The 20255-nt window shown below is 55.5% G+C and carries 17 protein-coding genes; 11 read left to right on the top strand and 6 right to left on the bottom strand.

The window, feature by feature from the left end; all coding sequences use genetic code 11:
* Window positions 1–839: 839 nt before the first annotated feature.
* From GOX73_RS20360 to GOX73_RS20375, 4 genes are all read right to left on the bottom strand, one after another.
* The gene (locus GOX73_RS20360; protein WP_170337130.1) at window positions 840–1220 is read right to left on the bottom strand and encodes a hypothetical protein; all 381 of its coding nucleotides are present in this window, start codon (window positions 1218–1220) and stop codon (window positions 840–842) included.
* A 114-nt stretch (window positions 1221–1334) separates the two neighbouring features.
* Window positions 1335–2513 (bottom strand): carbohydrate porin, encoded by a 1179-nt coding sequence (locus GOX73_RS20365; RefSeq protein ID WP_170337128.1) that lies wholly within the window; start codon window positions 2511–2513, stop codon window positions 1335–1337.
* Entirely contained in the window at window positions 2510–3274 is a 765-nt protein-coding gene (locus GOX73_RS20370; protein ID WP_171127171.1) for a DUF3299 domain-containing protein, read from the bottom strand. The genes GOX73_RS20365 and GOX73_RS20370 overlap by 4 nt, the downstream gene beginning before the upstream one ends.
* A gap of 26 nt (window positions 3275–3300) precedes the next feature.
* The gene (locus GOX73_RS20375; protein WP_170678930.1) at window positions 3301–4698 is read right to left on the bottom strand and encodes an amidohydrolase family protein; all 1398 of its coding nucleotides are present in this window, start codon (window positions 4696–4698) and stop codon (window positions 3301–3303) included.
* Between the two features lie 132 nt (window positions 4699–4830).
* On the opposite strand from GOX73_RS20375, the gene GOX73_RS20380 reads away from it, so the two are divergent.
* From GOX73_RS20380 to GOX73_RS20390, 3 genes are all read left to right on the top strand, one after another.
* Window positions 4831–5838, top strand: a complete 1008-nt coding sequence (locus GOX73_RS20380; RefSeq protein WP_171127173.1) for an AraC family transcriptional regulator — start codon at window positions 4831–4833, stop codon at window positions 5836–5838.
* A 299-nt stretch (window positions 5839–6137) separates the two neighbouring features.
* A complete protein-coding gene (locus GOX73_RS20385) occupies window positions 6138–7475 on the top strand; it encodes an amidohydrolase family protein (RefSeq protein WP_171127174.1) in 1338 nt (445 codons plus the stop codon).
* Between the two features lie 153 nt (window positions 7476–7628).
* Entirely contained in the window at window positions 7629–8249 is a 621-nt protein-coding gene (locus GOX73_RS20390; protein ID WP_171127175.1) for a tyrosine-type recombinase/integrase, read from the top strand.
* 217 nt (window positions 8250–8466) lie between these two features.
* On the opposite strand, the gene GOX73_RS20395 is transcribed toward GOX73_RS20390, so the two are convergent.
* Window positions 8467–9027, bottom strand: a complete 561-nt coding sequence (locus GOX73_RS20395) for an RES family NAD+ phosphorylase (protein WP_171127176.1) — start codon at window positions 9025–9027, stop codon at window positions 8467–8469.
* A 91-nt stretch (window positions 9028–9118) separates the two neighbouring features.
* Between GOX73_RS20395 and GOX73_RS20400 the strand changes: the two genes are divergently transcribed.
* Window positions 9119–10660, top strand: a complete 1542-nt coding sequence (locus GOX73_RS20400; RefSeq protein ID WP_171135088.1) for a M81 family metallopeptidase — start codon at window positions 9119–9121, stop codon at window positions 10658–10660.
* Here GOX73_RS20400 and GOX73_RS20405 read toward each other — a convergent pair.
* Window positions 10657–11637 carry a LysR family transcriptional regulator gene (locus tag GOX73_RS20405; RefSeq protein WP_171127183.1) on the bottom strand — a complete coding sequence of 327 codons (981 nt, stop codon included), beginning with the start codon at window positions 11635–11637 and terminating at the stop codon, window positions 10657–10659. The genes GOX73_RS20400 and GOX73_RS20405 overlap by 4 nt on opposite strands.
* Window positions 11638–11749: 112 nt before the next feature.
* On the opposite strand from GOX73_RS20405, the gene GOX73_RS20410 reads away from it, so the two are divergent.
* The 7 genes from GOX73_RS20410 to GOX73_RS20440 are packed head-to-tail and all read left to right on the top strand — an operon-like array spanning window position 11750 to window position 20088.
* Window positions 11750–13330, top strand: a complete 1581-nt coding sequence (locus GOX73_RS20410; RefSeq protein ID WP_171127178.1) for an ABC transporter substrate-binding protein — start codon at window positions 11750–11752, stop codon at window positions 13328–13330.
* 60 nt (window positions 13331–13390) lie between these two features.
* On the top strand, window positions 13391–14368 hold the full coding sequence (locus GOX73_RS20415) for an ABC transporter permease (protein WP_142640320.1): 978 nt from the start codon (window positions 13391–13393) through the stop codon (window positions 14366–14368).
* Window positions 14365–15288 carry an ABC transporter permease gene (locus GOX73_RS20420; protein ID WP_171127179.1) on the top strand — a complete coding sequence of 308 codons (924 nt, stop codon included), beginning with the start codon at window positions 14365–14367 and terminating at the stop codon, window positions 15286–15288. Before GOX73_RS20415 ends, GOX73_RS20420 begins: the two co-directional genes overlap by 4 nt.
* Complete coding sequence (locus tag GOX73_RS20425) at window positions 15285–16262, top strand: ABC transporter ATP-binding protein (RefSeq protein WP_171127180.1); 978 nt, start codon at window positions 15285–15287, stop codon at window positions 16260–16262. The genes GOX73_RS20420 and GOX73_RS20425 overlap by 4 nt, the downstream gene beginning before the upstream one ends.
* Window positions 16259–17263, top strand: a complete 1005-nt coding sequence (locus GOX73_RS20430) for an ABC transporter ATP-binding protein (protein WP_142640317.1) — start codon at window positions 16259–16261, stop codon at window positions 17261–17263. The genes GOX73_RS20425 and GOX73_RS20430 overlap by 4 nt, the downstream gene beginning before the upstream one ends.
* A 20-nt stretch (window positions 17264–17283) precedes the next feature.
* Complete coding sequence (locus GOX73_RS20435) at window positions 17284–18690, top strand: amidohydrolase (protein WP_171127181.1); 1407 nt, start codon at window positions 17284–17286, stop codon at window positions 18688–18690.
* Window positions 18691–18702: 12 nt separating this feature from the next.
* Window positions 18703–20088, top strand: a complete 1386-nt coding sequence (locus GOX73_RS20440; RefSeq protein ID WP_171127182.1) for a M20 family metallopeptidase — start codon at window positions 18703–18705, stop codon at window positions 20086–20088.
* Window positions 20089–20255 lie beyond the last annotated feature (167 nt).

Here is a 20255-nt window from a genome sequence, read left to right on the forward strand (position 1 = left end):
CTGCTGATCCTGGAAAAATAACAAATCCCGCAATCCAACAACAGAGAGGTTCACAGCGACCAAGGATAAGGTGTAAAAAATGAATGAAATCGGGCTGAACAAGCACGTCGCGGAACTCAACCGAGGCGCGCAGATGATGAATGCCCAGACTGAGGACAACAAGAAACTGCCTGGGTCTTCGGTGGTATCACGAGTGGGCCGGATTTTAGTTGAGACGGGCGGTGTAGAACTACTTCACAAGGTTCACCAACGAGTTGATGCGAGGTATCAAAGAACTGTAGAGCTTCAGTGGTACGGCCTTACTGATGGCGACAGGCAATGGCTGCCATAGTGTCCAGAAACAATCTGCGACGGAAGGAGAAGCCGCCAACAGGCGGCTTTTCTCATCGGGTAGTCTTTGGTTCTTGCCTGTCGCTCGGCACATCTATCGCATGATTTAAAGCCGTAGCCGCCATTGATCCTACGTGCAGAGAACGACCATTTCGAGCCCAAAATACAAAATGCTTCAACGCGCTTTAAGGTCAGCGATGCGCAGAAAGCAGACTTTGCAAAGTCCGGTTGACCACATTGTCCACCAAAGGCGACAGTTCTGCTTCGCGACTGGGCTATACATAGCCCTCAAAGCGTATTGTTTGCGGGACTTCAGTTGCACCGTTTTCCTGAGCGAGTAGGGCGCGTGCTGACGAAAAGGTAGCAAGCGCAAAAAGAACAAGAAGGGCCTTTATCATCGTAGCGCCTCGGATCCGGGTTTTGAACTTGGGCCGGGGTTCACAAATGATCGCCCCGGCCAGCGTCAGGGCAAACGAGGTAGTTCTTGCCCTGAAACATCGTACTTTCGCCTAATTTAGAAGATCACCGACGATGCCGACGGCATCGACCACGGTAGACAGGTCATTCGTAACTTCGAGGACTTCGTCATCGACCAGAATGTAGCGGTTTCCTTTGCCCGGCTCCCCAAGCTTCCATTTGGAAAGGTCCCCAATATCCTCGAACTCCAGGTCAGATGGGAGCTTGGCACCGCGCGTGTAGCGCTTGATCTGTCCAGGTGGTACAGCTTTTGGGCCTTTGCCGGGTTTGTCTTCTATCTGAATGCTGACATCACCGTTCTTGCCCCCCTTGTTCGGCTTTTTACCCTTGTTGTCTTTGGCATGGGCATCGCTGCCTCCAAGGATGAAAAACACAACTGCTAAGGCTGCAAGAATTCCGTATGCAATCTTCATAGATTGTTCCTTTGCTTCCCAACTTCATTCGACCGGCGTTGAAAATTCCGGCACGCGCTTGATCTCTCTTAGTTGCCCTTTGGCACACCCCTTAGTGACTGCCTTCACCCCGCATTAGAAAACGATCCGGGTTCTTAGACCGAACAGGGTAATTCGGTCCTGATCGGGATTTAGAAGCGGGTCGGAAATGAATTGTACCGATGGCGTGATCTGCAGTCCGGGTGAGATTGAAAAGCGGTAGAAAGCTTCAAGCGTGAACTGATCGCCATCTATGCCTCTTGCTTCGGCCCAGTTTAGGCCCAGACCGGCCAAATCGGTGTTGCGACCATAGTAACCGAGACCGGCAGAAATCGACCGTTCATAAAGCGCTGCGGTTCCCTTCGAGGCCCCTGCACGGAAGAACGGCATCCATTTATTGTCAACAAACCATGCGGCGGAAAACGCTGCGCCGTAATCTTCTGCTCGACTGCCATCGTCAGCCGCATCCGCATGCCAGAGGGTCAGATGGATATTGTCGAAGTAGATGCGATCAAAGCCGGACGTGTACCCAAGTTCGAGCGACTTGAAGAGATTGCCGTCGCTAAACACATCAAAGTTTGGATCGGACGGGTCGGCGTTTGCGTCTGATACGCTGGCAACGGCGTAGAGGTTCTCGCTCAGCTTTACCCCACCGGCAATACCAAGGCCTTGGTTGGGCGTGTTGATTGTCGGGTTGGTATTGAAAGACAGGTTTTGAAAACCACTGTAGGGGCTTACCAACCCGTAGATATCCACAAAGTCCGTTACATCAATCTGGCCGACTTGCAGCGCCCACGACCCATTCTCAGCCCTTTGGGTCCAGAACAAATTGGTCAGAAGCAAACCGTTGTCATTGAAGGCTGTTCCCGTGATTGAAAGGGCTCCGCCATCCAGCCCAAGAAACTGTGGGGCAACATCGGTGTAACTGTGCCGGTCTTCGATCTTGAATGTCAGAGAACCGCGTTCAGTTGCCTGCCAACTGCCGTAAAAACGCGCAATTCCGCTGGCTGCTTCGCCGGTTCCCAGATCAGCATCCGTGGTTTGGCCCAATGCCAGGTAGTCAATGTTGAACCGAAAACCACCCTCAGCCAGTCGGTCTTTCCACTGAAACCAACCCGGTGCGATGTTGCGTGGAAAATCGGAACGATATTGCGGATCGGTGAGCCCGTCTCCGGGCGCAAGATCGGCTTCGACTGAAGATGGCCCGGATAGTCCCTGAGCCGACGCTGCGCCAGCAAATGCAATGCTCAATGCGGCAACCAGAAGTCTTATCATTTTGACGCCTGTGCCCCACCGGTCTTGCGATTTCCTGCCGCGCGGATGCGATCAGCAGCACGCTGCTTCCATTCCAACCTGTCTGCCTCGGTTTCCAGAGTTTCGACACGTTCCGCCTCTAGCTGGAAAGTCGCATGCATAGGCATGAGGCCATCCACAACCATCATATTATGAACGGAAGGATCGATAGTCAGCGTGCCTGTCAGCCGAACGGGTTCGTGGAAATAGCTAGGCGCCCAGTCCCCGTTCAACCGCACACGGATCATCTGGTTAGGCGGAGGTGGAGGCATGTGGCTGCACATCCCTCTTTCTGGCACCAAATACGCCACAGGCCGGCCGTCCGGATCGCTTGGAGCAGGAATGGCAAAGCCCGCGAGTGTGATTGTTCTGCCGTCGAAATGCGGGTTTCCGCTCGTTCCAGCCTTTCTTCGACGTTCCGTCACAATCTCTCGTTGATCGAGTAGCCAGTCGACATCAATCCCATCAGCCGCCAAGGCATCCTCAGTCTCGGTCAGAAGCTCCCGCCATTTCTGCCTCTCTTCTTCGCTGCCACTATCCTGCTGTAACCTGCCGCGCAGCCGTACGACGTAAAGAACATCGTCGAATTGTTCGGCGCTAAGTTCGCGATAGGGGTCTTCGAAGACCTGCGCGGACGGGTCAGGCAGGTCAGACCAGTCCAACGCGGTTCCTTGCGTCGCCATGACAGGATGACCACACCAAACCAACCCTGCAAATACTAAGGAGCGAAACCAATGGTGCATAATTACTCTCCGACTGTTTAGACAGGTCAATCCAGTGTGTTTTTATAGATGACGCCGTCCTTCATGATCAGTCGGATCGTATCTGGACTTTCTGGCCTCGGATCGGCACCGAACCACTGATCACCTGTGCCAACAACCGAGAAGTCTTCAAGTGGATTACCGTCGATTAGCAGGATATCCGCATAAGCTCCTTCTTCGATCACACCCAGTTTGCCTTCCGGATAGGGGTTCATGAAATCACCGCTAAGTGCCGCGATCTCGCCACCTACCGAAGTTAGGGTTACCATCGACGCATAGGGGCCGAAGAAATGGTTATTCAGATGTTTCTCGTAGGCGATCTGGATGTTGCACGCTTCGACCGAGCCGACGCAATCGGTTTGGAAACCGCGCGGCGCCGGGCATTCCTTCATACTTGGAATGTAGGCTTCGAAGGTCGCCGAGGCCGATTTGGCCTTCCTCAAACTGTTGGGGTTGTTTTTCACGGAAGGAACATCAAGTAGGCCTGGATCAAATGCTGTGATGTTCGTCGTGATGTACGCTCCTTTTTCTTTCATCAAAGCAGAAATCTCGCAGTCAAAGTGAAATCCGTGTTCAATGGTTCTGACCCCTGCATTCAGGGCATTGATGATCGCTTCTTTGCGGTAGGAATGTGCCATGACATAGGTGCCGTACTCGTTGGCAACCTGAACAGCGGCCTCGATCTCTTCTTTCGAACCGGCGAGCAACTGCCATGGATCGAATGCCGAAATCACCCCACCTGATTGCATGAACTTCAATTGCGTGGCACCCATGCGCAGGTTGTTGCGGCCATACATGTAAATTTCGTCAACACCGTTGACCTGTTGGGCCATATTCAGAGTCCCAAAGTTGGTCACCCCACCCGGCGGAGATGTGAAGGATGCGAAATCGGCGTGACCACCACGTGTTCCGAGAAATGCCCCGGAAGGATAAAAGCGGGGGCCGACGATCTGGCCGGCGTCAATTGCGCGCCGCAGCCCGCCGCCAGCGCCCCCGGCATCGCGAACGGTCGTGAAGCCCTGCATCAGGTACATTTCGGCCATCCGGGTCCCGTGGATGGCGAAATCCTCCCAGGTCGAGTTGGTTTCCATCTCGGCAATCGATGGCCCCATGAGCATCAGGTGCGCGTGATTCTCTATAAAGCCCGGTGTCAGAGTGCGCCCACCGCCGTCGATAACCGTCGCGCTCGGCGCATCAATGGCATCGGTTGAGACGGACTTGATCAGATTGCCCTCGACCAGAACACTGGCATTTTCAATGCGTTGCTCATTCACACCGTCGAAGACATGCACGTTGGTAAACAGCGTTTGGGGTTCTTCTTGATCCTGAGCCTGCGCGGTCGCCGAAAAAGAAAGAACTGCCGCGACAATTGCCGTCGAGCAAAGAGACATTCGTAAGCCGGACATAAGTACTCCCTTCATATTCATGTTTTGCCAACTATAGTCTGGAATTCATTGGCTCGGTTGCCCCTTTTGAATTAGGATGTACGAATGTGACTGCAAAAATGGCCACTTCTTAAAGCTAATCCAACAAGGGTTATGAGCTTGCCTTTCAACTCCACCTCCCGAGAGCATAGCGAGGGCTTTGTTCGCCTCTCTTTAGCCGCTCCCTTTCTGCAATATCTCACCGAACGTAAGATCAATCCGCAACCAGCATTGGATCAGGTCGGCTTGAAAGCTGAACTGATGACTAACCCATCCGTGTTCGTTCACTCCGAGTTGGTTTACGTCTTGGTAAATGCTTTCTCAGAAGTATCAGGGGATCGATACCTAGGACTGAATGTAGGGGAAGCGTTTGACCTACAAGGATGGCCGCCCTTCGCTCAAGCCTTGCAATCTACAAAAACGCTGTTCGAGTTTTTTACCCGCTTTGTTGAGCTCGTGCCGCAGGAGTCCAATTCTGTGCGGCACAGCCTTGTCATTGAAGCAGACAAAGCGACTTATCGTATCGAGAGGCAACAGGAACCAACCGTCCCACCCATTCAGGTGACCGGTTTTGGTACCGCAATCTATGTACGCCTATTGCAGACCGTCGTCGGAGAGTCCTGGGACTCTTCCCGTGTGCGATGGGAAAGCAGATACATCAATGGGCTGCCTATCGACTACAAAGGGATCGAGGTTGGCCTTGGGACTGATCCCGGAATGCAAATTAGTTTTCCTGTGGAATGGTTGTTTTTGCACCACGTCTCTGAGGGTTCTGCCAAGCCCATAGCATCACTTCGACAAGATGAAGAAGTAACCGTGGTGGCAGCTTTGCGATCTGTCTTACGCGACAAACTGGATGAAACCGATTTGGGACCAGAGATGGTGGCTGGAATGCTGGGAATACAACCGGAACGGTTTCTGAAAGCGCTTCAAAAACAAGGCACAACGCTACCGCGCGAAATCAAACGGCTGCGTATCGATGTCGCCAAGGAGCACCTCAAACAAAACCAGATGACAATTGCAGAGATCGGACTGATGCTCGGCTATTCTGACAAGTCCCATTTCACTCGCTTTTTCCGAGGTCAGACCGGAATGACACCGACCAAGTTCCGAAGCAAGTAAATGTGGTCGAGCCAAATGAACGCTTCGAAGATTAGGTCCTCGTGCATTCGGCCAATACGCACCTGATAAGTACGACGTTCGTATAGCGGCATAATCGTCTCCTTCGCTTGCCTCATGCGAGAGAAGCCGCTTGACGTCTCTCGGTGTGCTCTCTTCCGTTCACGGCATGGGGATCATAGGATAATCACCTAGGGCGACAATGCGGACAAAGCCGACCTTGGAGAAAAGCGAGGTAATGCTTGAAAAAACTCGCTTCCGCTGGGATGGTTTATCCGACAGAATTTTCTGAGGAATTTCGAATGCATTTTCCCAAACTTGCCGCGGTTTCGTCGATTGCTCTTGCAATAACCAGTTCGCAAGCGATCGCTCAGGACCGGGGACCGATACTGTTCACAAACGTCAACGTGTTTGACGGTGTAAATGAGGAATTGATTGAAAATGCCAATGTCGTTGTAACCGACAATCTGATTACAGAAGTTTCCTTAGAACCCCTTTCAGTCGCTAATGGTATCGTCATCGACGGTGGTGGACGCACGTTGATGCCTGGCCTGATCGACGTACACTGGCACACGCTTTACTGCTGCAATCCGCAGAGCGTGGTTGTGACCGGCGATATTCTTGAGGTCGCGGTGCGGGGTGCCATCGGGTCCGAAGGCACATTAATGCGCGGCTTCACTACGGTGCGCGACGTTGGCGGCAATTCATTTGCCATAAAACGGATGATTGACGCAGGCGAGATCGAAGGCCCTCGTATCCTGCCGTCCGGCCCGCCCGTGACACAAACCGGCGGCCACTTTGACTATCGCCCCTACCAAGCGGTTCCGACGAACGGCGCGGATTCGCAATGGTACTGGTACAGCGTTGGTTTGATGGCGCAGGCTGATGGTGTTCCGGAAGTGGTCAAACGCGCGCGTGAGATCATGCGCATGGGCGCGACCCAGCTTAAAATTTCCACCGGCGGCGGGGTGTCATCTACCTATGACCCTCTGGATGTACGCCAATACACCAAGGCCGAAATCGAGGCATTCGTAGAGGTGGCTGACACCTACAACACCTATGTTGCATCTCATGTCTTCACGGACGAGGCAGTGGAGATAGCCGTTGCCGCTGGCGTTAAGTCCATCGAGCATGGCTTCTTGATGAGCCGCGAAACGATGGAACTGATGCGCGACAACGACGTGTGGTTGTCAGTGCAGCCTCTTCTGGATGACGAGGATGGCTTTTCTTTCGACGACCCTGTTAGCCAGCAGAAATGGATCGACGTCACCAACGGTACAGATTTCACCTACAAAACGGCGAAAGAAGTTGGCGTGAAAGTCGCTTTCGGCACCGACATCCTGTTCGATCCCAAACTGGCCGAACGTCAAGGCGCGTTCCTTGCCAAGTTGCAGCGCTGGTACACGCCATACGAGGTGCTGAAAATGGCGACTTCAACCAATGCTGAACTGCTCAAACTCTCAGGCCCGCGCCACCCCTATCAACAAGGCGATTTGGGTGTAATCGCAAAGGGCGCTTATGCCGACTTAATCCTTGTGGACGGCAATCCGCTGCAAGATATCGACCTGATCGCAGACCCGCATGAGAATTTCGATTTGATCATGAAAGACGGCAAAGTCTACAAGAACACGCTGGACTGAGTTCCAGATGAAGTCCTTTGCTCAAAGCCAACTTTGTAACAACTGCTTTGGGCTCCGAGCCGACCTCGAATGCAATGCGGCATCCTGTGATATGATTGGCCGTCAACGTCGGGTTGTCGTTCTGGGAGGGCATGGCGGATCGGAGGATCAGTCATGGAAACACCAAATTTACCTGCCATTCGCGCACTTCGCCCTGCTTGGAACAAGGGCCGGATCGTCGGACAGAAGCGCCCACTGAAGCCGAAACATGTCTGGGCGATAAGAGTCGCCGAAAACCACAGAGACCTCGCTCTTTTCAACATGGCAATTGATAGCAAGCTTCGAGGCTGTGACCTCGTTCGCATGCAAGTTGTGGATGTGATGGCGTCCGGTCAGATTAAGGAACGCGCGTCTGTTCTGCAAAGCAAGACGCAGAAGCCAGTTCGATTTGAAATCTCGGAAGGCACTCGAGCATCAGTTGCGAAATGGATGGAGGACCCTCTTATGGTTGGCTCTGAATTTCTGTGGCCAGGTCGCTTCCATGAGCGGTTACACATTTCAACGCGCCAGTATGCACGGATCGTTCGCGATTGGGTTACATCTATAGGTCTTGAGGCAACAGCCAATGGTACGCATTCAATGCGGCGCACCAAGGTCACACAGATCTACAAAAAGACTGGCAATCTGCGGGCCGTTCAGCTCCTGTTGGGACATACCAAGATGGACAGTACTGTTCGATATTTGGGCGTTGAGCTGGAAGACGCTTTGGCCATTGCAGAAGCCATTGAGATATAGAATGGAGGGGCCGTCTTCGCGGGCGGCCCAAAGCCGCCTTTCGTTACCCCAAGCGAAGCTACATTTTGGCACTGAAAGCAGACTGTCACGAGCGCTCAAACGACATGCAAAAAAATGTCATTGGCGTGCCAGAAGCGAACTCATGACAATGTCCTCCACACAGCCAATTTTCGCGATGACCATGATTGCGAAATGATAGTTGGTCGCACGTTAAACGTCACCGATAATCCGGCAGGACGGAAACCGGCTTCACTTCACTACGCCGAAACACGCCAGGTGCACCTGGCTCGTTCCATCGAAATAAAGTGATGTGCCAAAGACCCGGGCGCCTTCGTGAAGGGTCAATCAATCCGATATGCCCATCTGTTCTGAACCGATCAGCAGCGAGCCACGAGGACGGTTCTCCGCCCGCAGCTACGAGTTTGCGCCAGGGTTGACTGGCGAGTGCATAGATATCTGCGGCTTCGGGGCTGCGCAGATCGAACAACGCACATCGTTCCACCTCGAAAGTCAGCACAACCCGCGGGCGATCATCCTTTCTAACGTCCTGTCCGATGGCGACCCTTGCGCTTTCAACATCAGGGCTCAGATACAAAGCGTCTTGCCCGCTGCGATTAAACCGAGCGGGTGGGCGATCTGGTACGCCGCGCATGAGGTGAACGTCTGGGTCATCGGCCCAAACAATCTTTACGAATTCCCCGGAAACTTCTGTCAGCATAATGGGTGGCACAGATCGCTTGCGCGTCGCGCAATGGGTGAGACGCAATGCGACGGACATTTTCCTAGTAAAGAGAAGACGCATGATACCTTGATTGAAATCACTTACTCATGTTTCCTCGCACTGTGTTGCATTCCCAAAGGCCTCTCGCATGAAGGTTCCAAAGATCGCCCTCCTTGGCGCAATTCACGAGTCAAATCGCTTTGCACCCCCGGCTGATTTGTCAGACTTTAAGTCTCTGACATGGCTTACAAGCGATGCTTTGATGTCTGAAGCCAGATCCGCGACACCAAAGCTGGCAATAGAATTTGCGGCCTTTGTCCGGGCGATGGATGCTACGGGCGACTGGACGCCGGTACCCTGTATCTTGGCAGCCAGCCATCCCGCAGGTCCAGTACGAAAAACCGTAATCGAAGAGATCATAGTGACTTCGGAAGACATGCTTCGCTCAGCTGGCCCTGTTGACGCAGTCTACATCTGCAATCACGGCGCGATGGTTGCCGAGCATGACCACGACCCCGACGGTTTGTTGATGTCACACATTCGGAGAGTTGTCGGACCGGACGTACCTGTCGTTGCGACACTCGATCTGCATGCAAATATCTCACAGCAGATGGTCGATGCCTGTGACCTGATCGTCGGCTATCGGACCAATCCTCACGTCGATCAGATAGAACGTGGCGAGGAAGCCGCCTTTTCGCTGCGCCGGGTTTTGGCGTCGGGCGTCCGGCCCCAAACCGCGCATGTCAAACTGCCTCTTGTTCCGGCATCCGTAACCCTTCTAAGTGCCGAGCACCCGTATGGCACGCTGATCGACCACGGTCAGCGACGACAAGCCGAAGGCCGAGGTGAGATTCTAAACGTATCGATCTTCGGCAATTTCCTTTTCTCCGACACGCCCGACAATGGTCTGAGCATCGTTGTTACTGCGCGTGAGGACCAGAAGGCGGCCAATGCACTGGCGGAAGAACTGGCAGACATGGCTTGGTCGTTGAGGAAGGATTTCGTTCGAAAACTGACATCCGTGACGGAAGCGATCTCGATTTCCGCCGACCAAGCGCGCGCGCCTGTGATTTTCTCCGATGCCGGTGACAATCCTGGTGGCGGCGGCAGTGGCAGGACGACAGAACTGTTAGCCGCTCTTCATGCGGCAAAAGCCGAAGAATGCCTGTTCGGTTCCTTTTGTGATCCGGAACTTGTGAACGAAGCCCATCGCATCGGTGTCGGCGGTAAATTCAGGGCACAATTCAACCGTTCTTCCGATTCCAGTGTTTTCTGGGCGCAGTGGGATGTGCCTTTCGAGGCGGATGCGGAGGTCTTGGGTCTTCACAATGGAGATGTGGTCGGTGAACTGGGAATGACGGCCGGTCGGAGATTGGCCCTGGGGCCATCCGCTGCGCTTCGTATTGGTGGCATCACCGTGGTAGTGATAACCGATCGCACGCAGACCGCCGATCCCGTGTTCTTTCACATGTTCGGACTGGATATTGCGTCGGCCCGGACCGTTGTTGTGAAATCCCGAGGCCACTTTCGGGCCGGGTTTTCCAACTGGTTTGGGCCAAACCAGGTTTTTGAGGTCGACACGGGCGGGCTTACGTCGCCAGTTCACGACCGCTGGCCGTTTGCGAATTTGCCACGACCGAACTTTCCGATGGACATCGACGCCTCGTGGTCGGCTCAGTTGCTGCGCTAAACGGGCTCTGAATACTTGTCATGCGGCGTCGTCAATTTGACAAACTGCATGAACTGGCGGGCAAGCTGAGATGGTGGCCTGCCTGATGGAAGAACAAAGCTGGTGTCATAAAAAATGGCGGCGTCAAATGGCCTGACGACGACACCTTCCATCCCCGACGACAACAACGGGAAGGGATTGATCAGCGTCACACCCAAACCCTCGCGGACAAGCTCCAGAGCGGCCATGTTCGTTGCCGTTTCGGCGACTTGTTTTGGACGAATTCCGGCGCGCGCAAAGATCTTTTCGGTGATCGCTCGCGTCCCCAGCCTTCTCAGAAACTCTATCAGCGCGACACCTTCCAGATCCTGCGGCGTCACCACTCGTTTTTCCGACAGCGGATGGTTGCTCGGCATGGCGCAGACCACCTGACTGCGGCGCCACGGCATGAGGTGAACACCAGTTCGTTGGATCATCGCACTCGTCAAACCAAGATCGTAGCGGAGGTCGAGAATGCCGGCGACCAGCACGTCTGTCGCCTGAATATCCAATTGAAGCTGCTTTCCTTCATTCTTCTTGAGAAAACTGGCGACCCTAGAGATGACAAAGTGATGCGCCAGTGTCGGCGGCACGATCAGACGCAACGGCTCGTTATCCGGAGTAGCCCATTCTGCGCCCTCGATATCGGCAAGCGTCTCGAAGATTGGGTCCAGTTTTTCGTTGAGGCGCAACGCTTCGTCGGTTGGGTCAATGCGTCCCGACCGGCGGAGAAACAGCGACCGTCCAACTCGGGCCTCGAGTTGCGACAAGGACCGGCTTACGGCAGACTGAGAAATCCCGAGACGCCGTGCGGCACCGATTGTCGTCCCAGTTGTGATCACGGCTCTTAGCGACTCGAACTCGCGCAGTCTGTGTCGGTGTTCCGTCATGCTGCATTCCTCCCCCGGTATGAGCGATTGAACATCCAAACTCTTGGATTGATCTATGCAGAATTGCATTGCATTGAGTATTGGCAATGATTTTTGCGGTAGCTAGCCTTTTTTAATAGGGCGCGGGATCGGCCAAGGATTCGCCTATTCACAAGCGCCAAACAAACAGGGAGTCTTTTTGATGAGGAAACTCGCATCTGCGACAGCTGTCGCTGTCGGCATTTTGGCTTTCGGCGTCGGTGCTGTTTCGGCCGAAAAACTGACGATCGGCCTCGCTTCGGAGCCGACGTCGCTCGATCCGCATTTTCACAACTTGGGTCCGAACAACGCAATGTCCGTGCACATCTTTGACCGGCTGATCGCGCAGGATGAAAATCAGCGCCTATCGCCAGGTCTTGCCGTGTCGTGGGAGCCGATTGATGAATTGACGTGGGAGTTCAAGCTGCGTGAGGGCGTAAAGTTTCACGACGGAAGTGACTTCACGGCGGACGACGTCGTCTGTACCATGGCGCGCGCACCGGACGTACCGAACTCTCCATCGGGATACGGCACCTATCTTAAGGGTAAGGAAGTCGTCAAGATTGATGACTACACGGTGCACTTCAAAACGGCCGCACCTTATCCGTTGATGGGCAATGACATTTCCACGATCCCTGTGATCTCAGAAGTGGGATGCGAAGCAACGACAGAAGACTTCAACGCGGGTACGGCCGCCATCGGCACAGGGCCATTCAAGTTCCAAAGCTACACGCCGGGTGAAAGCATCGTGCTGGTACGGAACGACGGCTACTGGGGTGATGCGCCGATCTGGTCCGAGGTGGAATTCCGCCCGATCACCTCCGGTCCGAGCCGTGTTGCATCGCTTCTTGCCGGTGACGTCGACATGATATCGGGCGTCCCGACGACCGATATCACTACACTTCAGGGCAACGATGGTATCCAGCTGAGCCAGGGCGTGTCCAACCGAGTGATCTATCTTCACATGGACCAATTCCGCGACGATTCACCCTTTGTGAAGGCCAACGGTGGCGGCGATATCAAGAACCCCCTCATGGACGTCCGCGTCCGTAAGGCGATCAGCATGGCGATCAACCGCGATGCAATCGTTGAGCGTGTCATGGAAGGGGTTGCCCTGCCCGCCGGCCAGCTTCTGCCCGAGGGGTTCTTTGGCGTGTCCGACAATTTGGACGTCGTGGCCTATGATCCGGACGGTGCTAAAGCGCTTTTGGCTGAAGCCGGGTTTCCTGATGGATTTGAAATGACAATCCATGGGCCGAATGACCGTTACATCAACGACGCCAAAATTGCCGAGGCAATTGCGCAAATGTTGACCCGTGTTGGCATCAAGACAGCCGTCGAAACAATGCCGCGTTCGGTATACTTTGGACGCGCGTCCAAAGGCAGCCCGGAGGGTCTGCCGGAGTTCAGCTTTATCCTCGTCGGATGGGGCGCGGGGTCCGGCGAAGCGTCCTCGCCTCTCAAATCGCTGATCCACACCCATGACAAGGATGCGGGCTTTGGATCATCGAACCGTGGCCGACACTCGGATGCTGAAACCGACGAACTGATCGAAGAAGCCCTGCGAACAGTCGATGACGCAAAGCGGCAGGAACTGCTCGCCGCGGCGACAGAGCGCGCGATCGAGAACGTGGCAATCATTCCGACGCACTTCCAGGTCAACACCTGGGCGGCCAAAAAAGGTCTGAGCTACATCCCTCGGACCGACGAATACACTCTCGCGACAGGCGTCGTGAAAGAGTAACCGCAATGCATCCGGGCCGCCTTCGCAGCGGCCCGGAGCCTTTGCCCAGGGAATGTCCTCATGACCGTTTTCGTCATTCGCCGATTGCTGCAAGCAATGCTTGTTGTCTTTCTGATGTCGGTGATTGTCTTTTTTGGCGTCAATATCGTTGGTGACCCGGTCTACATGCTGGTAAGCCCCGACGCGGATCAGGCTGATATCGAAGCTGCCATTCGACGGCTTGGATTGGATCGGCCTATTTGGGAACAGTACTGGTTGTTCCTCAAAGGTGCAGCACAAGGTGACCTCGGCGATAGCTTCGTCTTCGGTGAGCCCGCGCTCAAACTGATCCTGCACCATATGCCTGCCACGATGGAACTGGCCTTCAGTGCACTCTTTCTTGCTATCGTGATCGGTATTCCATTGGGTCTTTATGCCGGGCTCTATCCCGATAGCCCGCTTTCCAAGGGAATCATGGCTGGCTCGATTCTCGGTTTCTCACTGCCGACCTTCTGGGTCGGACTAATGCTCATCATGCTGTTTGCCGTAGAACTTAGATGGGTCCCGGCGACAGGGCGTGGCGATATCGGCTCGTTTCTTGGAATTCACAGCAGCCTTTTTACGCTCGATGGGTTGAGCCACATCTTCCTGCCTGCTCTCAACCTGGCACTTCTTAAGATTTCACTGGCAATCCGCCTTACCCGAGCGGGTGTCCGTGAAGCGATGGGGCAGGATTATGTGAAATACGCCCGGGCCAAGGGTCTTTCGACCCGACGCATCATTCTGGTGCATGTGATGAAGAACATCATGATCCCGGTTGTGACCGTCATGGGCCTCGAATTCGGCAGTTTGATCGGGTTCTCGGTGGTGACTGAATCGATCTTTGCATGGCCCGGAATGGGCAAACTGCTGATCGACGCAATACTGCAATTGGATCGGCCCGTCGTCGTCGCCTATCTGATGATCATCGTACTGTTTTTCGTGCTGATCAATCTGATCGTCGACATACTCTACTCGATCCTCGATCCGAGGGTTCGTTTGCAGGATCAGGGCGCATGACCGACACCGTCACAGATCATTCACTGACCCCCACCAAATCCCCGAAAGTCGAGACGCCGTTCCAGCGTTTTCGAGCCGAGTTCTTCGAAAGCAGGATCGCGACAGCGGCGCTCGGCATATTCCTGGTCATCGTTCTGCTGGCCATCCTGGCGCCCTGGATCACGCCGCAGAACCCCTACGATCTTGGTCAGGTCAGCGTCATGGATGGGCGCTTGCCTCCAGGTTCCGAAGCATTCGACGGATACACCATGTGGCTCGGCTCGGACGGGTCTGGACGCGATCTCTACTCGGCAATTCTCTATGGCTTGCGTATATCTCTGACCGTTGGGCTTGCATCTGGAGTGATTGCCCTTCTGATCGGTATGGTGATTGGTCTGGTCGCGGCCTACGCCGGTGGCCGGACCGAAGCGTTCATCATGCGCATCGTGGATCTTCAACTGTCGTTCCCGGCATCGCTGGTTGCGCTGATGATGGTTGCGGCACTTGGTAAGGGTGTCGACAAGATCATCCTCGCCCTCGTGATCGCGCAATGGGCCTACTACGCCCGCACGGTTCGCGCGACCGCGCTTGTCGAGCGTGGCAAGGAATATGTCGAAGCCGCGCAATGCCTTGGAATATCACGACCCCGGATCGTCTTTCGCCATATCCTTCCGAATTGCATGGCTCCTCTGATCGTTGTCGGCACGGTGCAAACCGCCAGCGCGATCTCATTGGAAGCGACGCTTTCGTTTCTTGGCGTAGGCCTTCCACAGACTGAACCGTCGATTGGGGTGCTGATCGCAAATGGCTTCGAGTACATGCTGTCCGGGCGCTACTGGATATCCGTTTTTCCCGGCGTCGCTCTGTTACTGACGGTCGTGTCCATCAACCTTGTGGGCGACCATTTGCGCGATGTTTTGAACCCGAGGTTGAAGAAATGACGGCAGTACTCGAAGTCAGCGGGCTGAAGACCCATTTCTTCACGCACGCGGGTGCGGTCAAGGCCGTGGACGGTGTGGATTTCACCGTTTCCAAGGGCGAGGTCATGGGGCTGGTAGGTGAGTCCGGGTCGGGCAAGTCGATCACCGGGTTCTCCATCCTAGGGCTGATCGATCCTCCCGGGCGCATCGTCGATGGGTCAATCCGTTTTAATGGTGACGAGATCGCGAACGCACCGGAAGAGCGACTCAAATCCTTGCGTGGCAACCGAATCTCGATGATCTTTCAGGATCCGATGATGACGCTCAACCCGGTCTTGCGCGTCGATACGCAGATGATCGAGGCCATTCTCGCCCATGAAAACGTCAACCGCCAAACCGCCTGGGAAAGAAGCCGCGATGCGCTTGGATTGGTCGGCATCCCATCGCCGGAAGAGCGATTGCAGGCCTATCCGCATCAGCTTTCCGGTGGGATGCGGCAGCGCGTGGCGATTGCGACAGCCTTCCTGAACCAGCCGGACCTGATCATTGCCGACGAGCCGACGACCGCGCTCGACGTGACAATTCAGGCGCAGATCATCCACGAGGCCCAGAAGCTGACGAAACGCACGGGAACCGCGATGATCTGGATCACGCATGACCTGGCCGTTGTGGCGGGGCTCGCGGATCGGATATCAGTTATGTATGCCGGACGGATCGTTGAGCAGGGCGGCATCGACGATGTGATAGACCGTCCGCTGCATCCCTATACGGTTGGGCTTCTTGGATCTGTTCCGACCGCTAACCGGCGTGGGCAGCGCTTGTTCCAGATCGAAGGGATGACGCCGAATATGTTCGCCCTTCCTGAAGGGTGCGCCTTTGGTCCTCGCTGTCAGGCTCGGACGGCAGCTTGTTCCGAACAACCCCAGATTAAGGACGTGGATGGCCGCCGCCTTCGCTGTTTCAACCCGCAGCGTACGGAGGAGACTACGCTATGACAGAGCCGCTCGTTGAAATCCGAGGCGTTTCGAAGCGCTTCACCAAGCGTTTGGACGTAGCGGGGAAAATCGCGCAGCGACTTGGCGCAAACATCCGTGAAGAAACTGTCCATGCAGTCGATAATGTAAACCTGTCGATCCAAAAGGGCGAAGTTCTGGGATTGGTCGGCGAGTCTGGCTGCGGCAAGTCCACGCTGGGACGTGTTGTGGCCGGCATTCACGCCGCTAGTGATGGGCAGATGTTCTATGAAGGCAAAGATGTCGCGACGTTGAGCGGCTCCGATAAACGCGCGGCAACCCTCGCTATTCAGATGATCTTTCAGGACCCTTTTGCCAGCCTCAACCCGCGTATGCGCGTCGAAGATATCATCGGTGAAGCACCGCGTATGCATGGGAGCGTCAGCAAGGCAGAGAGTGCGGATTACGTGGACGACGTTATGCGTAAGGTCGGCCTCGACCCGTCGCTCAAGCGGCGCTACGCACATCAGTTTTCCGGTGGGCAAAGGCAGCGGATCGTGATCGCGCGTGCGCTCGCCGTGAAGCCGAAGTTCCTTGTTTGCGACGAGGCCATCGCTGCGCTGGACGTATCGATCCAAGCGCAGGTTATCAACCTGTTCATGGACCTGCGCGAGGAGCTGGGCCTGACGTATTTGTTTATCAGCCATGACCTGAGCGTCGTCGAACACATCGCCGACCGCGTGGCGATCATGTATCTGGGCCGCATTGTCGAGAGCGCATCGACAGAGGAAATCTTCTCTGACCCACGCCATCCCTACACGAAAGCTCTGCTTGCAGAGGCTCCGCGCCTTGATCAGCGCCGGCGTGAGTTTGCCCCGATTGACGGGGAAATTCCGTCGCCGCTCGATCCACCATCTGGATGTACCTTTCACCCGCGTTGCCCGGTGGCGACCGCTGAGTGCCGCACCACCGTTCCTGAACTGAAAGCCGGGCGCGGCGGGCGCGAAACGGCTTGCCTTCTGGAACACGCCGAAACCGTTTGAACGAGAAGCTGGAGAGCCCCTTGAAAAACGCCGATCCGATCTGGGACCACGTTGACCGCCATCGTGATGATTTTATCGCATTGTCTGACCGCGTCTTTGACACGCCCGAGACGCTTTACGCCGAGTACAAGTCCGTCGCTGAACATGTGCATATGTTACGCGCTCAAGGGTTCAAGATAACAGAAAATGCAGCTGGCATTCCCACGGCCGTGATTGGCGAGGCAGGAGACGAGGGTCCGGTGATCGCCATCCTCGGCGAGTTCGATGCGCTGCCATATCTGAGCCAGACGCCAGGTGTGGCAGAACATCAGCCGCTTGAAGAGGGCGGCAACGGGCATGGGTGTGGTCACAACCTGCTGGGCGCTGCCGCACTCTTGGCCGCGACGGCGGTGAAAGACTGGCTGACCGAAAACGGCATTAAGGGCCGTGTGCGGTACTATGGCTGCCCCGCTGAAGAAGGGGGCGCGGCCAAAACGTACATGGTGCGCGAAGGACTGTTCGATGATGTCGACGCGGCCATCTCCTGGCATCCGGCAACCTTCACAGGCGTGAATGAGGCCAAATCGCTCGCGAACACCCGGATCGACTTCACTTTTCATGGAAAAGCCGCCCATGCTGCTGGCGCGCCTGAATTGGGCCGGTCCGCGCTTGATGCGGTTGAACTGATGAACATCGGTGTGAATTATCTGCGCGAGCACATGCCCGACAGCGCTCGGGTGCACTACGCCTATCTCGATGCAGGTGGCGTAGCGCCGAACGTGGTGCAAGCCAAGGCCACAGTGCGCCAACTCGTCCGCGCCAGCTCGCTACCGGACCTCGCCGATTTGGTCACGCGCGTCCGAAAGATCGCGGACGGCGCGGCGCTGATGACAGGAACGCAAGTTACCAGCCAGGTCTTTTCCGGCGTTTCAAACCTGCTTGGCAACCGTCCTTTGGAAGAAACCATGCAGCACGAGCTAGAGAAACTTGGACCCGTCGCCTTTGACGAGGCAGATCTCAGTTTTGCCCGCGACATTCAGACCACATTAACCGCCGCTGACATCAATACGACCTTCAAGCGGATCGGTGCTAAGCCCAAAAAAAATCTCGCACTCTGCGACTTCATCGCACCTCTTGATCGCCACAGCGATGGCGGCGAAGGCTCGACAGATGTTGGCGACGTGAGTTGGGCAGTCCCAACCGTTCAGGCACGAGTTGCCACCTGTGCTATAGGAACGCCGTTTCATACGTGGCAAACAGTGGCACAAGGCAAGGCGCCCGCGGCTCACAAAGGCATGGTCTACGCGGCAAAAGCAATGGCCGCGACAGCTTGTCGACTGGTTGAGGATCCCTCGCGCATCGAAGCTGCATGCGCGACGCATCAAGACCATCTGGGCCAAACACCTTACACATGTCCGATCCCGGACGACGTGCGTCCACCTGTCTGAGGCAAAACAACCGTGACCCGCGCCTCTGCAATAGACAACGCCGCCCAGTTTTTCGACACCGGTCAATTTGCAACAGAACTTAGCGAACTGGTTGCCCATGAGACGGAGAGCCAGACACAAGAAAAAGCCGCGGAGCTTCCGCGCTATCTTGAGGAAGCCCTCGTTCCGCGCCTGAGCAGACTCGGGTTCTCCTGTGAAATCTACCCGAACCCTGTGCACGATGCCGGACCGATCTTAGTTGCAGAGCGCATCGAGGACGACACGCGTCCGACAATCCTGTCCTATGGGCATGGCGACGTGATCCGCGCGCAAACAGATCAATGGCGCGACGGGCTTTACCCATTTCGATTGGTTGACGAGTGCGACCGCCTCTATGGACGGGGAACCGCCGACAACAAGGGGCAGCATCTCATCAATTTGGCGGCGCTGAGCGCTGTCATTGAGGCCCGCGGAGCGCTCGGTTTCAACATGCGCATTCTCATTGAAATGGGCGAAGAAATGGGATCACCGGGGTTGTCGGAGTTTTGCGCCAAGCACAAAGACAACCTAGCCGCAGACGTCCTGATCGCATCGGACGGGCCGCGCCTTCAGTCCGACACGCCCACGTTGTTCATGGGGGCAAGGGGCGGCAATTCGTTCGACCTCATCGTTGATCTAAGAGACGGCGCGCACCATTCGGGTAACTGGGGCGGTTTGCTTGCCGACCCCGCGATGATCCTTGCACAAGCCCTCTCGACGATCACCGATGTGCGGGGCCAAATCCTAATACCAGAGTGGCGGCCGACCAGCCTGACTGAAGACATCCGGGACGCCCTGCGCAACTTGCCGGTTGGCGGGGATGGCGGTCCGAAGATTGACGAGAATTGGGGAGAGGAAGGTCTGACACCGGCCGAGCGCGTCTTCGGCTGGAACAGTTTTGCGGTCCTCGCAATGAAAAGCGGTGTCCCCGAGGCACCGGTCAATGCGATCTCGGGATTTGCCATAGCCGCCTGCCAGCTCCGCTTCGTTGTTGGCACTAACCAATCCGATATCCTGCCCGCCCTTCGACGCCACCTTGATGCGAGAGGTTTTGAGATCGTTCAGATCAAGCCTCACGACCGCAGCTTCTTTGATGCAACGCGAACGTCGCCCAACCATCCGTGGGTGTCTTTTGTCGCGCGTTCGCTTGAAAAAACGTGTGGGAAGCCACCCCATGTCCTGCCAAATCTCGCCGGTTCCTTGCCCAACGAGGTCTTTTCCGATTTGCTCGGTCTCCCAACGGTTTGGGTGCCGCACTCCTATCGCGGCTGTTCGCAGCACGCGCCAAACGAGCACGTGTTAAAGTCAGTTTCGCGTGATGCATTGCGCGCAATGGCCGGGCTTTTTTGGGATATTGGCGACCTTGCCAGGTCGCTCTGATCCCGCGCCACAAAGGACTTCATCCGTACCTGGATCGGGCGGGTATCGCATATCTGACTGTAAATGACCGCTTTCACAGATTGGTAGAGTTGCTCTCGCATATGCAGCGAAAGGTGTTGTCACGTTAACTTCCGACCCACCAAGGAATGCTGATGCCCGGACTTCAA

It is taken from the genome of Ruegeria sp. HKCCD7221, assembly GCF_013031225.1.
Taxonomy (GTDB): domain Bacteria; phylum Pseudomonadota; class Alphaproteobacteria; order Rhodobacterales; family Rhodobacteraceae; genus Ruegeria.